Genomic DNA, 14,594 nt, shown 5'->3' with positions numbered 1-14,594 from the left:
GGCTCAAGAGGCCTTGGTGGTCTTTTTTTGGATTGGTTTTTTGCGTGCGGGCTTGCCGGCCAGACTGCGCTTGAGCAACTCCGTCAGGTCGATGACATCCGCTGACTTACGTTCCTCAACGCCCTCGCTCGACTCCACGTCTTCAATCTTGCCGGCCTTGGCCTTCTTGGCCACCAGCGCCATGATCTTGTCCTGGAAACTGTCGCGGTACTCCTCTGGCTGCCAATAGGAGCTCATGTCTTCCACCAGACGCTTGGCCATGTCCAACTCGCCTTTGGCCAGGGTCGCCTTAGTCACATCGCCGCCCAGTTCCAGCTCATCCAGGCTGCGCACTTCGGTGGGCCAACGCAGCATCACCAGCACCAAGGCCGCGTACAGTGGCATCAATGCAGCCAGGTGTTGCTTGGTATGCAGCACCACATTGGCCAGGGCGACTTTTTGGGTTTTCTTCAGGGTTTCCCGTAATAACGCATAGACCTTTCCCCCGCGTTTATCCGGCGCGAGGAAGTAGGGCGTATCAATGTTCTGCAAGGGGATTTGGTCGCTGGCGACGAAGGCGATGATGTCGATGGTCTGGGTCGACTTAGGATGGGCCGAGCGTATTTCGTCTTCGCTGAGTACCACATAACGGCCTTTCTCATAGGCCACGCCCTTGACGATATTGTCCTTGGTGACCTCCTTGCCGGTGGCCTTGTTGATGCGCTTATAGCCCACCGGGTCCATGCTGCGTTTGTCCAGCCAGTCGAAGTCGACGCCCTGCGAGGACGTTGCCGAGACCAGCGACACGGGGATATGAACCAAGCCGAAACTGATTGCGCCTTTCCAGATGGCCCGTGGCATGACGTCGTTTCCTTATAAGGGTCAGGTCTTCAGGTGACCCGCTGGATTCGGCAAAAGTTTCCACTGTCGGCTGGCTGGCACGGGCCCCCACATCAACAGATGTTCAGACAGATCGTGTTACACCTGATGAGGAACTATTTAGTTACCAAAGCCGAACCCAAGGCGTAGCGTGTTATCCAAAGCAGGTACTACTCGCCACAGAGAGGCTTTGTCATGAACATCCCTATGCGCAATCTCGCAGTGCTGGCGCTGGGCCTTGCACTCACCTCGTTGGCTCAGGCACAAAACCTGCCTGGCAACAACAATCCGTATAACAGCCCTATTCACCGGGCCAACCCCAATAGCATGCAGGGTACGCAGCCCAACACCCCGACCGTTCGTGGCACCAACATCGCCCCGGTGCCTCGCCAGCCGACCCTCGAAAATGGCGGGATCGGCAACCGTTATCCGCAGCGCGATGCGTCACCCACGCCACCTGCAGCTCAGCCGCAAGCGCCCACCCGCGATGCCAATGGCAATCGCCAGCCCTGAGGGCTGCAGCGATTGAGTGTGTAAAGAGAACAAGGAAATCCACGGTATGTTTCTACGCAAAACCCTTTTAGCGACTTTCTGCGCCAGCGCATTGCTGCCCCTGGCGCTTCCCGTTTCTGCTGCCGATATTCAACAGTTCCCCAGCGAACAGGGCAGCGTCACCGCCACTGCGATTGTCAAAGGCCTGGATCATCCTTGGGCAGTGGCTTTTCTGCCGGGCAAGCAAGGCTTTCTGGTGACCGAACTTCCTGGCAACCTGCGATTTGTCAGCCCTGATGGCAAGCTCTCCGCGCCCTTGAGCGGAGTGCCGAAGGTCTGGGCCAAAGGGCAGGGTGGTTTGCTGGATGTGGTGCTGTCACCTGACTTCAAACAGGACCGGCTGGTGTACCTGTCTTACGCCGAAGGCGGCGGCGAGGGTGGCACCGCCGGGACAGCGGTGGGGCGAGGGCGCTTGAGCGATGATTTGAGTGGCTTGAAGGACTTTCAGGTGATCCTGCGCCAGGAGCCCAAGCTATCCACTGGCAATCACTTTGGTTCACGACTGGTGTTTGACCGTGATGGCTACCTGTTTGTGACTCTGGGGGAAAACAATGACCGTCCGACCGCCCAGGACCTGGACAAACTGCAAGGCAAGGTCGTCCGAATCTTCCCTGACGGCCGTGTGCCGGAAGACAACCCCTTTGTCGGCCAGGAAGGGGCCAGGCCAGAGATCTGGTCCTATGGCCAGCGCAACCCTCAAGGCGCGGCGCTGAACCCCTGGAGCGGCACCCTGTGGGAGAACGAACACGGCCCACGGGGCGGTGATGAGGTCAACATCATTGAGCGTGGGAAAAACTACGGCTGGCCGCTGGCGACCCATGGCATCAACTACTCTCTGACGCCGATTCCCGAGGCCAAGGGCAAGACTGCCGAAGGGACTGTGCCGCCTCACCATGTCTGGGAAAAGTCACCGGGTGTCAGTGGTATGGCGTTCTACGACGCTGATCGCTTCAAAGCCTGGCAGCACAACCTGTTTATCGGCGCGTTGGTCAGTCAGGAGCTGATCCGCTTGCAGTTCGACGGGGACAAGGTGATTCACGAAGAGCGCCTGTTGGGTGGTTTGAAGGCGCGGATCCGTGATGTAAGACAAGGGCCGGATGGTTTTCTGTATGTGCTGACGGATGAGGACAATGGGGTGCTGTATCGGGTGGGCTTGAATCAGGATTGACGGGTACGAGGCTGTGATGGGCGGCGGAACAGCCCCCGCTGAGGGCGGTCCTGCGGACACGCATCGCAGCCTCGTGCCTCGGCAGCGGCTACAGCCCCAGCTCAGATAGCCCAGGATGCTCGTCCGGGCGCCGTCCCAGCGGCCAGTGGAACTTGCGCTCGGTTTCCTTGATGGGCATATCATTGATGCAGGCGTGACGATTGGACATCAGGCCATTCTCGTCGAATTCCCAGTTTTCATTGCCATAGGAGCGAAACCAGTTGCCGGAGTCGTCGTGCCATTCGTAGGCATAACGCACGGCGATCCGGTTGCCGGTAAAGGCCCACAGCTCCTTGATCAGCCGATAATCGAGCTCCTTGGCCCACTTGCGCGTCAGAAACCCCTTGGCCTCTTCGCGGTTGTTGGCAAACTCGGCGCGGTTGCGCCATTTCGTATCCAGGGTGTAGGCCAGCGATACCCGTTGCGGGTCTCGGGAGTTCCAACCGTCTTCGGCCAGGCGGATCTTTTCAATGGCCGACTCGCGGGTGAACGGCGGCAGTGGCGGGCGTACTTCAGTGTTGGATGACATAGGACAACTCCTGAAAAGTTCAGATGAAAGTTGCGTGAGGTCTAGGGTTCAAAGTCCCAATAACGTTTGCGCCATGCATTGCGCATTATCGGCAGCTGTTGAATCACCCATGATCAGGGCAACGGTAATAGAGCCATCGATCAAGATCAGCAGGTGCGCGGCCTGTCGTTCCGGGTCGGGGGTGCCATGTGCTTTACACAGTTGGAGAACGTACTCGAACAGTTTCTGTTTGTGGGCCTTGGCCAGTAGACGTACCGGGTCCTGAGGGTTGCCGGTCTCTCCGCTGGTGTTGATGAACGCGCAGCCGCGAAAATCGGCCGAACCGAACCAGTCCTTGAGTGCGCTGAACAGCGCCAGCAGGCGCCCGCCCGTGGTTTCGCTACGCTCCACCTCATTGCGCAACCACTGCATCCAGCGTTCATCGCGGCGCTGCAAGGCGGCGATCACCAGTTCGTCCTTGTTGGCAAAGTAACGGTAGATACTCTTTCTGGAGACGCCGGCGGTCTTCACCAGAAGATCCATGCCAGTGGCGGCGATGCCACTTTTGTAGATCAGCTTTTCGGTGACATCCAGGATGATGTCGCGGGTTTCGTTACTAGTCATATCGTTCATGCTGTACACAGTAGAACGATCGTTCTTCTTGGTCAATTGGGTATTTTACATTTCAACAACAAGACCTGAGTGCACCCATAGTGTAAGCTCTCGGACTCTTCGGATTAGACCTATTGCGAGCCCTATGCCGTCGTTCTTCAAACGCTCCCTGTTGCCCAAGCTACGCGGTTTCCCTCTCACTCCCGAGGCCATCAGCGTGCTGTCCGGCGCCGCTGAGTTTCGCCGTTGCCTGCTGGAAAAAATCCCCCAGGCTACCCAGCGCATCTACATCGTTGCGCTTTACCTGCAACAGGATGAGGCCGGGCAGGAGATATACGATGCCTTGCACGCTGCCAAAGCGGCGCGGCCCGAGCTGGATATCGTGGTGGTGGTCGACTGGCTGCGGGCCCAGCGGGGCCTGATCGGTGCTGGCAAGCAGCCGGGCAACAGCGCCTGGTATCAGGCCATGACCCAGTCCCACAACAGCGAAGTACCGGTATACGGCGTACCGGTGCAAACCCGCGAACTGTTTGGCGTGCTGCACCTCAAGGGCTTTGTCATCGATGACTGCGTGCTGTACAGCGGCGCGAGCCTCAACAACGTGTACCTGCACAAGTTCGACAAGTACCGCTTCGACCGCTATCACCTGATTCACAACAAGGCGCTGGCCGACTCGATGCAGCACCTGGTGGAGCACGGCCTGGTGGCCTCCAAGGCCGTACACCGCCTGGACCTGCCGAACCTGCCGAGCACCCGAAGTTTGCGCAATGACATTGGCGACCTGCGCAGTCGCCTGAAACATGCGGCCTATGACACCAGTGCCGGCAGCGTAGCCAGCGCCAGCTTGTCGGTCAGTCCGTTGCTGGGCGTCGGCAAGAACAACCCGCTGAGCCGGGTGATCTGTGAACTGATTGCCAGCGCCCAGCATCAACTGACCATCTGTACCCCGTACTTCAATCTGCCGTTGCCGGTGACCCGAGAAATCAACCGTGCCCTGGCGCGCGGGGTGAAGATCGACATCATCGTTGGCGACAAGACCGCCAATGACTTCTACATCCCACCCAGCGAGCCATTCAAGGTGATCGCCGCACTGCCATACCTGTACGAAATCAGCCTGCGGCGCTTTGCCAAGCGCCACCAGTCGATGATCGACAGCGGCCAGTTGAACCTGCACTTGTGGCACGACGGCGACAACACCTACCACCTCAAGGGTATGTGGGTCGATCAGCGCTACACCTTGCTCACGGGCAACAACCTCAATCCACGGGCTTTTCGTCTGGACCTGGAAAACGGCTTGTTGATCGATGATCCCAAGGGTGAGTGGCTGGAGCCGCGACGAATTGAACTCGCCGAAATTTTCCAGCACACCACACGGATCGAACGCTATCAGCAGTTGCAGACGCTGCTGGAGTACCCGGAGGCGGTTGGCAAGTTCTTGCGTCGAGTCAGCCGCGTACGGATCGAGCGGTTGTTGTATCGGATACTGTAACGTCGGTTGCCACCCAATCGGCCGGCGGACAATGAACCGCAGGGCAAGTAAAGGGATGACGGGGCCTGCTCCGTCATCCCTTTATGCTTTCGGAAGGAGATTACAGGCAGCAGGGCAGTAGGCTTCATACACTGCCATCCACCGTTCATGGAGGCACGGATCCTATTTTCAGGGACTCAGCCGAAGAGGACATGAATATGCCGATGCAAATAATCAATACCCGGCACACCCTCCCGAGCGCCGCTGCTCACCCGCTTCCATCGATACCACTTCCCCAACTGATGCCACGCATCAGACGCTCTGCTCACAACGAGACCCATGACCGCGCCGCAGCGGATGCCATCCTCGCCGAACGACTGACCACCGCGTTAACGAGCGGATACTCCATGGTGCAAGTACCTGCGGGCAGCACGTTGTCTCCGTTGTTGACCATCTACCAGCAGATGCTGAGCCAGCCTGAGCTGCAGAACTGGATAAAAAGCAAAGGCCTGGAAACAGCCAAGATCAACATGCACAAGGATTTCATTGAAGGCTACGCCGACAACTACGGTATGCGTACCGCCGTGAAGTTCACCGCTGCGGACGATTCAGGATGGTGGCAGGCTTCGGTGAAACTGCGTGGGATTCGCGCGCTGCTGGACCCGACGGATCAAGGGCTGAACTATGTGGGAGATGACGACCACTGGGTGCCCCGCAACGTTGTGATGCACGCCTTCAACCTGCAAGCACCCGATTCGCAGGAAGACGTCGATTTGCTCATTAGCCGGCTGCGCACCGATGGTCTTTCCCTGCCTGCCGATGATCGTGTCCGTCGGGATGCCGCTCTTGATTGCGCCCGGCAAACGATCAACGATCTGCAAGAACGCCAGAACCTGGCTGAGCGGCTTTCTTTATTGGTTGCCGATTTGCCGGACGGGAGTCCTGTCGACTGGTCCTCGCAGGCGAGCGAGTTGTCGCCTGGATCACCTTTGGCCAAAGATGACCACGAGGCCCGCGAGCGGCTTCGGCGTTTTATCGAGTTGCCGCAAATGCGCGAGTTGCTCAGGGACGAGGGCGCAGGTTGGCCTGGTTTGCCTTTTCGGATATCGGAGGGCAAGTTCGAACAATTGACACCTGTCGGTGGCTGGCGTGATTTCACCCGTTATGTGGAGGGATTGGATGCCCTCAGCGGCGAGTTCGCGGCCCTACAGGAACTCAGTGAGCCACTGGGTAACGCCCTGTACTCGACGCGACGCTACGACATGCGCCAGCTCATTGATTTCAAAGGCTTGGGTTCGCCCCGCACCGCCGGTGAGACGCGTAGTGTCATTGAATGGTTGCGAACTTCCTTGCCTCCGGCACCGCCCCTTGGGGATTACGCCGGCCTGATGGGCAGGGAATGGGCGCCGGGCCAGTTGAGCGAGAATGATAAAAGCACCCTGGGCACTTTGGCCCGAACGCGGCTGAGCGGGACTCAGTCTCGAGGGTTCATCGAGCTGGCGGGCAAGGCCCCGCAGGTGCTACGAACCCATACCGCCAAGCACTTGGATAATCTGCTCAATAGCCCGGACGCATTGGCCTTTGGGGAGCAATTGGGCAGGGCGGTGAATTGGTATGGCGCAGCTCGCGGCGGGCCAGGGCTATCAAAGGAAGTCCGCCAGCAATTGGTTATTGCGGCGATCAAACTCCATGTCGATCCCGACATGCCCGGCAAACCCGGTGAAGTGGGGGGCTACCCGATTTACCAACCCGCGAATATGGGCCGTAGCCTTAACGATGTGCGCGATGATATCGAGAAACACCTGCGGGAAAAGAAGGGCCTGGACCCCAAGCTGGCTATCCTGGCAACCCATCTCTGCCTGGCTCAGGCCGCGCCGGAGTTTCTGGTCAGGGACGTGCCTGATGCCGTTCATATCGGTACGCCCGCCTGGATGGAACTGCGTCTGGGGTGTGCCATGGCTGACAGCCATGCTCCCGGGACGTCCAGGGTGATGAATGAAGAGCAGGTAACCGGCCTCACCACGTTGGCCCCCGTCAGCCAGGCGCACCAGACCCTGATGCAACTCCATGGCCTGAGGATCATGGCCGACTGGGGTGTGCTCAATGGGGTGGTACGTCAACGACGCAACGGTGCTTACTCCCAAGCGGATATTCAGGACGCGACCAAGGCCTTCTTCAAGCAGCGTGGGGATGCCAGTGCAGCCTTCACCGCAGCGGCTAGTGCGCTGCCCACTCGACGGACCTTGGCCATCAAGGAACTGCTCAGGGTCTTCCCTGATTTGACGGCTGCCCAGTTGGAAACCACCACCGTGCAGATCGCCGACGATCAGGCGCGTAGAAACATGAGTGTTTCCGAGCCTCGCACCCGCTCGATCATCGAGACCTACATGACGGGTGACCTGACCCCGGGCAAATGGGCGCTGACCCAGGATATGGTTGCACCGACGGGCCGTAGCAAGCCTGCTACGCCCTATCAGTCATACCGTGGGCCTCAGGCGGCGGCAGACAAACGCGCGGATCTGGACAGGCGCCTGCGCCGCCTGCCAGAGCTGGGCGGTTTGCTCGAAAAGAAGGTGGATGATCATTACAAAAGCCTGCAGGGAGCCTATGCCACTAAACTCAAATTGATGATTGCCGAGCTGCCCCTGATGGACCGCCGGGCCTTGGAGTTGGGCAAGGTCGAGTTGTTCACTCTCAGGGGGGAGACGGATGAAACCCTGGGAAACGAAATCCAAGCGCAACGAGAGGCCAGTCGCGGGCGCCAAGGTACGCTGATGCGGGTGGAGCATGACAACCAGGTTCGTTACTACGAAATCTTTGCCAAGGGCAAAATCATCCGTCGAACCGACCTGCCCGAGGTGCTGACCCTCAACGGTGTCGTTCAAAGGGAGAAACTGGTGGTGCCCAATGGCAGCACCAACCTTTATGTTCGGCGAGGTCACGTGGTGGGGTTTGATTTCGACGCTTATACAAAGGGATCGGAGCCCCGGCCCAAGGCCAGATCCTCGAAGATCATCATCGAGAAACTGGGGAGCACCTTTGAGGCGCGGGTCTTGCCTGGCAACCAAGGGCTCAATAGCTTTGCTCCAGATACGTATACCTCGAAAAAGACTGCGAGCATTGTCAGCAGCCTTGTCGCGGGCAACTTCCCCGAAGCCCAAAACACAATGCTTGAACGCGCCAGAGAGCAACTTCCATTGGAGGAGCGACGGGAGGCCATTGCTCGGGACCATAGTTTGCTGGTTGGGCTGGTGCCGTTCGTGGGGGCTTATCAGGAGTTTGCCGACGGCAATATCGGCCGTGGAATGTTTTACCTGACGCTGGATCTGGCCGGTGTGGCGATCGGTGCGGCGGGCCGCGCGCGGGCTCTCATTCGTTCGGCAAAAGCGTTGGGACCTGCCCCGGTAGCCGGGCTTATTGGCAAGCTCAGGCCCAGCGTCAGCCCCCTTGCACCCAAGGCCGCCTGGGCAAAGCCTGGGATTAGCTTCAGCGACAGGGCGTTTGATTTTGCGAAGGAGACTGTGCTCTTTGGCAGCGCCGCGATGAATCCACTGGATGGTTACTCGCAGATGGTCAATGCCGCGGTCAAAGGCTTGGATAAATTGCCCAGACTGATTGCGGGTGGTTCAGTGCGGCTTGGAAAAGTAGGGCCGCATTTGCTGAGCGCTGAAGAGAAGTTGCGCTGCTACCTAATGGTCGCCGCCGGACTGAGTGACGGTGACACGAAGCTCGTCGACCGACCGGTGGTCGGCACACCGGGCCAGTTGGATAGGGCGCAGCCCCGTCAGTACAACGGGCACTGGTACTCGGTGGATCCACGCAGTGGCGAGCCTTTCGGACCGCCCCTGCGGGACTATTCACCACCCAGGGTAAGCGCCTGAGGTGTTCCCGTCGCTCGCCCGGTTGTTCGGGCGAGCACTCCAGCCTCAGTTCAGGCCAAGCTTGCCGCGCAGGGTCGACAGGTCTTCGGCCAGGGTAGTGACCGGGCCGACCAGCGCTTTGCGGTCGTTTTCCTTGACCTTGTCGTAGGTTTCAAAACCACCATCCTTGGTCTTGTACTTGGCCAGGATCTTGTCCACGGCGGCGAAGTTCTTGTCGACTTTGGCGACAAACGCCTTGTCTTGCTTCTCGATCTGCGGCCGGAACAGGTCGACGATTTTCTTCGCGCCGTCGATGTTGCCCTGGAAGTCATACAGGTCAGTGTGGCTATAGCGGTCTTCTTCACCCGAGATTTTGGTGGCAGCAACTTCTTCCAACAATGCGGCGGCACCGCCGACGACTTTTTCTGGCGGGAAGGTCAGGCCGTCGACGCGGGTCTTCAGGTCCTTGACGTCGCTGTTCAGTTTGTCAGCCAGGGCGCCCAGGCCTTCGGTAGTGTTCTTGGAGAACAACGCATATTCGATACGGTGGAAGCCTGTGAAGTCTTCGGCTTCTACGCCTTTCTCGTGGTCGTCGACTCGGGAGTCGATAGAGGCGTCGAGGTCGCTGAACAACTCGGCGATCGGCTCGATGGATTCATAGTGGACGCGAGTCGGTGCGTAGAGCTTCTTGGCAGTCGCCAGATCGCCTTTTTTTACGGCGTCGGTGAACGCCTGAGTCTGGGTTACCAATTCACCGATTTCTTCGGTGACGTAGATTTTGTAGTCCGACACCGGGCCAACCAGGTCCAGTGGTGCCGTAGCGGCAAAGGCCGCCAGCGGAGATAAGGTCATTAACAACGACAACGCGAGAGACGACTTTTTCATGGGACGGTTTCCGCTGTGGGTTTGTTTTAGGTATTGGCAGTGGTTTGCGGGTGCGTGGCATCCAGCAACGTGCGCCCAATGAAATCCTGGGGCCCGGTAACGCCCGGCAGGGTGAAGAAGTAACCGCCTCCGACCGGCTTCAGGTATTCCTCCAGAGGCTCGCCGTTAAGCCTGGTTTGTACGCTGATAAAACCTTTCTCCAGGTCTGCCTGGTAGCAGATGAACAACAGCCCCATGTCCAACTGACCGTTTTTGTTGACGCCATTGGAGTAGTTGAACGGCCGGCGCAGGATCAGGTTGGCCTGGGTCTCGTGGGTACGCGGGTTGGCCAGGCGGATATGGGCATCGAGCTTGGTCAACTTGCCTTCCGGGTCCTTGCTGTAATCAGGGACCTGGGTTTCTTTCTGACCGTCCATGGGCGCGCCACTGGCCTTGATCCGACCAATGATGCTTTCTTGCTCCTGCAATGGGGTGCGGTCCCAGCGCTCGACAAAATTGCGAATGATCCGCACGGCCTGGTAGCTGCCATTGGCCGCCCAGGAGGGTTCGTCGCTGCCGGGCTGGACCCAGACAATCTGGTCCATGGTCTTGTTGTCGTTGGAGTCGGGGTTGGCCGAGCCGTCACGAAAACCGAGAAAGTTGCGCGCACTTTGTGCCGGCGTGCCGGGGCGGGCGGGGGCCTGAGGCGGTACGCTACCTTCCTGTTTCCAGCGCACCAGCAGCAGGTCCGGCAGGTTTTTCACGATGTCGCGCAGGGCGTGAATGTTGGTATCCGGGGTGTTGGAGCTGAACTGCAGGCTCAAGTCGCCGTGGCACTGGGCCGGTTCCAGGGCATCGTTGGGGAAGCCGACCATACGGATCAAGCGCTTGGGCTTGGCGCTGGTCAGGCCGAAGCGCTCATCAAACAACGACTCGCCTACCGAGACGGTGATGGTCAGGTTATCCGGCGTCACCACCGGCCCGAGGATCCCTGAGTCGGTAGGCGGCAGTTTCGGATCGACTTGCGGTACGGTGCCTCCGGTCATCAAGAAGCTGATCCGCTCGTTCAGGGTACGGAACAACCGCGTAAGGTCCTCGCGGTCACTGGCCAGCACATCGAAGGAAACGAGCATGCCGCACGCGGGGCGCGGGGTGACGATGCCGGTCTGATGCTTGCCGTGGAAGTCGTGGTGGTCCTGAGTCTTTTCACTGCTCGGCGCGGTAGTGACTTGGGCGGCGCCTGCGGCCATTGCCGGGCAGCTCAGGCTGCTGCCGGCAATGGCCGCACCGGTGGCGGCCATGCCCAGCAATACGCGACGACGCTGGGGGTTGAAGGAGCACTGATCTGAATCACTCATTTAACTGGGGTCTTCACTGTAGGCCGGAGAGGCCAAGGGCCGGATCGATTCCATCGAGTGCAACGGCCAGAGCCTTGGCCTTGTCGGCGATCTGCTTGCGCTGATCGACGGTGACGCTGTCATACGTGCTGTAGCCATTACCGACTTTCAAGCCATTGAGTTCGGCGTCGAAGGCGGTAAGGGCGCTGTCGATCCCGGGCAGCAGGTCCGCGGCTGATTTGGTCAGCAGCGGCCGCATCAGGTCGACCACCTTGCGGGAGACATCCAGATTGGCGGCAAAACCGTTGAGATCGATATGGCTGTAGCGCTCCTCTTCGCCGCTGGCGGCGCGAACGTCGGCCAGGCTGTTGAGGTTGCGCACCAGAATGCTCACCAGTTGTTCCGGTGGCAGTGACTGGGCCAGCAACTGCTGCTTGAGGTGGGTGACGTCGCTCAGCAAACGCTGGGCAATCGGCGTCAGGTTGTCAGTGCTACGTTGTTGGAACAGTGCGTATTCAATGCGGTGGAAACCGCTGAACGCCGGGTCCTGCTCGCGCTTTTCGAAGTAATCGGCACGGGCGTTGATGGCGTTATCCAGTTCCGCCAGGCGTTGCGAGGCAGGTGCCAGGCGCTGATAAGCCTCGCGGGCCGGTACATAGAGCGCCTGAGCCTGGTTCAGGTCACCGGCTTCGATGGCTTGATCGAGGGCGCTGACGGCTTTGATCAGTGCGCCGCCCTGGCTGCTCAGGTAAACGCGGAACTCAGACAGCGGCCCGATAAAGGCCACCATTGATGGCTTGGCCTTGGCTTGGGCGTCCGACTCGGCGGTTGGTGTCACATGCAAGGTGCCACGCGGGTTGCTCAGCAGGCCGCAGGTGATCGCGTAATCGCCCGGCAACAGGTTGGCGTTGATCACCTGGCTCAGGCCTGGAGCGATGTTTTCCCGCTCCTCGACCACCAGCACACCGTCGAGGATTTCCCACTCCACCGCCCGGTCCGAGCGGTTGATGATACGAAAGCTGGCACGGCCTGCCGGGACGGTCAGCGCGTTGGGTTCGCAGCTATGGGCGTGGATGGTCACAGCGATTTCGTTGTGGTTAACCTGGCGCTTGGCAGCGGCCAGTTGCGAGGCATAGTAGAACAGGCCACCGGCGGCGATCATCACGACCACCGAGCCGGCCACCGCCCAGCGCAGGGCACGGGGAGGCGAGGCGGGTTGAGGGGATTGGCTGGACAAGAGACGGTCCTTACTGGCTGGAAACGGAAGAAGTGCTACTGGCGGCCGGTTTGGCAGGTGCCGCTGGCAGGAAGAACATCACCAGGGCTACCACCAGGTAGATCAGGTAGGCACCCAACGTACTGACTGTCGGCGCATCCTGATAACCGAACATCCCGGCCAGCACGGAGCCCAGCGGGCCATCCATGGGCAGGCTGGCGCTAAAGTCGAACAAGACGGTTTGCAGGTGATTCCAGACCCCGGCTTCATGCAGCGCCTGCACCGAGTTGGCGAGGATGCCGGCGGCCACTACCAGAATGAACAGGCCGGTCCAGCGGAAGAACGCACCGAGGTTCAGGCGCATGCTGCCGGTATAGATCAGGAAGCCGACGATGATCGCCAGGATCAGGCCGAGCAGGGCGCCGATGGGCGCGGCCGGGCCTTCGCTCTGCTGGAACACCGCGAGCAGGAAGAACACCGTTTCCAGGCCTTCCCGGGCCACCGCGAAAAACACCATGGCGATCAAGGCCGTGACCTGGTGTTTGGAGCCGGTCAGCGCATGATCGAGGGATTGATGCAGGGAATGCTTGATGGAGCGCGCGACTTTGCGCATCCAGAACACCATGGAACTGAGAATGCCCACGGCGACCAGGCCCACGAGACCTTCAAACAGTTCCTGCTGCTTTTGCGGAAACTCCGCACTCATCAATTCCAGGCCACCACCGACCAGCAACGCCAGCGCGGCCGCGAGAAACACGCCGATCCATACGGCTGGCATCCACTGGCCACGGCCTGTCTGCTTCAAGTAACTGGCGATAATGCCAACGATCAGTGCCGCTTCAATCCCTTCGCGCAGCATGATTAGAAATGGAACAAGCATTCGGCACCGAATCGTAATTAGATAGGATGCTAATTTGTAACATAATGATACTCATTACTAAACAGCTATTATTGACGTTTACTGAACGGCGGCTGAACGGTGGTGGTGAGGCGTTGCGCCCACTATGATGGCCGACATCTCCAGCACAACCGGGTTACCTCACACGTCATGGCGGAAAAAGACACCATCTCCATCCATCTGGTCCGCGAAGCCCTGCTACAGAGCTGTGCCCCAGGTGCGGCGACCTATGAAGTCCTGAACAAAGTCGGAATTGATCCGGCGCTGCTGGAACGGCCGGCTGCCCGCGTCCCGGCCATGGCTTATGCACGGCTATGGCGCTTGCTGGCACGGCGCATGGACGATGAGTTTTTCGGCATGGACCCGCGCAAACTCAAGTCCGGCAGCCTGGAATTCCTCTGCCGCGCGACCATGGCGCAGATTGGCCTTGGGGCTGGCCTGGAGACCGGCCTGGGCTTCCTGTCGTTGATGCTTGACCACTTGCCTGCCCAGTTGGTGCGCCAGCAAAGTCTGGCGGAGATCGTGCTGCTGGAACCCGATCCGGAGCCCAAGCGGGCGTTTACCTACTTTACCTATTGGATGATCGTCCACGGTGTGGCGTGCTGGCTGGTAGGCAGGCGCATCCCGATCCTCGCCATTGAGCTGCGCTGCCCGCCGCCGCCGTTCTGTGACGATTACCAGGTGATGTTCTCCGACAACCTGCGCTTTGATCGGCCACGCACGCGGATGATTTTTTCCGCTGACTGCCTCGACTTGCCGATCAAGCGCAGCGCCGAAGAACTCAAGCGCTTCCTGGCTCGTGCGCCGGCTAACATCCTGGTTAAATACCGCGACCCCGACAGCCTGGCCATGGGCATCAAGAACGATCTGCGCAAGATGCCTGCCGACACCTGGCCCGAAACCGAGAGCCTGGCCACCCGCCTGTGCATGTCGGCGTCCACCTTGCGCCGTCGCCTGGCGGAAGAAGGCCAGACTTATCAGGGGCTCAAGGACAGTGTGCGTAAAGAACTGGCCGTCGTCTGGTTGGCCGAGGCCGATATCAGCTTTGCCGACATCGCCACCCGCCTGGGATTTGCCGATGTAAGCTCGTTCTACAAGGCCTTTCGCAAGTGGTCGGGGTCCAATCCGGGGCATTACCGCAGCTTGATTCTCAACGAAGCCAACTGATACACCAGGCAAAAAAAAGCCCCACGACCGAATGAGGCATGGGGCTA

Annotated in this window: 12 protein-coding genes; 5 read left to right on the top strand and 7 right to left on the bottom strand. The window is 59.5% G+C overall.

Annotated features, from left to right (window positions below; translation table 11 throughout):
* Window positions 1-3: 3 nt before the first annotated feature.
* The gene (locus HKK55_RS10670) at window positions 4-840 is read right to left on the bottom strand and encodes a Ku protein (protein WP_169354631.1); all 837 of its coding nucleotides are present in this window, start codon (window positions 838-840) and stop codon (window positions 4-6) included.
* Between the two features lie 213 nt (window positions 841-1,053).
* Here HKK55_RS10670 and HKK55_RS10665 point away from each other — a divergent pair, with 213 nt between their 5' ends.
* Window positions 1,054-1,371, top strand: coding sequence for a hypothetical protein (locus HKK55_RS10665; protein WP_169354630.1), 318 nt, complete (start codon window positions 1,054-1,056; stop codon window positions 1,369-1,371).
* Window positions 1,372-1,417: 46 nt separating this feature from the next.
* Window positions 1,418-2,578 carry a PQQ-dependent sugar dehydrogenase gene (locus HKK55_RS10660; RefSeq protein ID WP_169354629.1) on the top strand — a complete coding sequence of 387 codons (1,161 nt, stop codon included), beginning with the start codon at window positions 1,418-1,420 and terminating at the stop codon, window positions 2,576-2,578.
* 88 nt (window positions 2,579-2,666) lie between these two features.
* Here the strand turns inward: HKK55_RS10660 and HKK55_RS10655 are convergent, their stop codons facing one another.
* Window positions 2,667-3,146, bottom strand: coding sequence for a nuclear transport factor 2 family protein (locus tag HKK55_RS10655; RefSeq protein WP_169354628.1), 480 nt, complete (start codon window positions 3,144-3,146; stop codon window positions 2,667-2,669).
* A 48-nt stretch (window positions 3,147-3,194) separates the two neighbouring features.
* Window positions 3,195-3,758 carry a TetR/AcrR family transcriptional regulator gene (locus tag HKK55_RS10650; RefSeq protein ID WP_169354627.1) on the bottom strand — a complete coding sequence of 188 codons (564 nt, stop codon included), beginning with the start codon at window positions 3,756-3,758 and terminating at the stop codon, window positions 3,195-3,197.
* Between the two features lie 124 nt (window positions 3,759-3,882).
* Between HKK55_RS10650 and pssA the strand changes: the two genes are divergently transcribed.
* Window positions 3,883-5,226 (top strand): CDP-diacylglycerol--serine O-phosphatidyltransferase, encoded by a 1,344-nt coding sequence (pssA, locus tag HKK55_RS10645; protein ID WP_169354626.1) that lies wholly within the window; start codon window positions 3,883-3,885, stop codon window positions 5,224-5,226.
* A gap of 197 nt (window positions 5,227-5,423) precedes the next feature.
* Entirely contained in the window at window positions 5,424-9,086 is a 3,663-nt protein-coding gene (locus tag HKK55_RS10640) for a hypothetical protein (RefSeq protein ID WP_169354625.1), read from the top strand.
* Between the two features lie 45 nt (window positions 9,087-9,131).
* Here the strand turns inward: HKK55_RS10640 and efeO (HKK55_RS10635) are convergent, their stop codons facing one another.
* From efeO (HKK55_RS10635) to efeU, 4 genes are read right to left on the bottom strand one after another with little or no spacing between them, the layout of a single operon-like run.
* Window positions 9,132-9,950 (bottom strand): iron uptake system protein EfeO, encoded by an 819-nt coding sequence (gene efeO / locus HKK55_RS10635; protein ID WP_169354624.1) that lies wholly within the window; start codon window positions 9,948-9,950, stop codon window positions 9,132-9,134.
* 26 nt (window positions 9,951-9,976) lie between these two features.
* Window positions 9,977-11,287 (bottom strand): iron uptake transporter deferrochelatase/peroxidase subunit, encoded by a 1,311-nt coding sequence (gene efeB, locus HKK55_RS10630; RefSeq protein ID WP_169354623.1) that lies wholly within the window; start codon window positions 11,285-11,287, stop codon window positions 9,977-9,979.
* A gap of 13 nt (window positions 11,288-11,300) precedes the next feature.
* On the bottom strand, window positions 11,301-12,503 hold the full coding sequence (gene efeO, locus HKK55_RS10625) for an iron uptake system protein EfeO (protein WP_169354622.1): 1,203 nt from the start codon (window positions 12,501-12,503) through the stop codon (window positions 11,301-11,303).
* 10 nt (window positions 12,504-12,513) lie between these two features.
* Window positions 12,514-13,362 (bottom strand): iron uptake transporter permease EfeU, encoded by an 849-nt coding sequence (gene efeU / locus HKK55_RS10620; protein WP_169354621.1) that lies wholly within the window; start codon window positions 13,360-13,362, stop codon window positions 12,514-12,516.
* A gap of 168 nt (window positions 13,363-13,530) precedes the next feature.
* Between efeU and HKK55_RS10615 the strand changes: the two genes are divergently transcribed.
* Window positions 13,531-14,547 (top strand): AraC family transcriptional regulator, encoded by a 1,017-nt coding sequence (locus HKK55_RS10615; protein WP_169354620.1) that lies wholly within the window; start codon window positions 13,531-13,533, stop codon window positions 14,545-14,547.
* The last annotated feature ends 47 nt before the right edge of the window (window positions 14,548-14,594 follow it).

It is taken from the genome of Pseudomonas sp. ADAK18, from assembly GCF_012935695.1.
Taxonomy (GTDB): Bacteria; Pseudomonadota; Gammaproteobacteria; order Pseudomonadales; family Pseudomonadaceae; genus Aquipseudomonas.
This window is presented reverse-complemented; position numbering and strand designations above follow the sequence as displayed.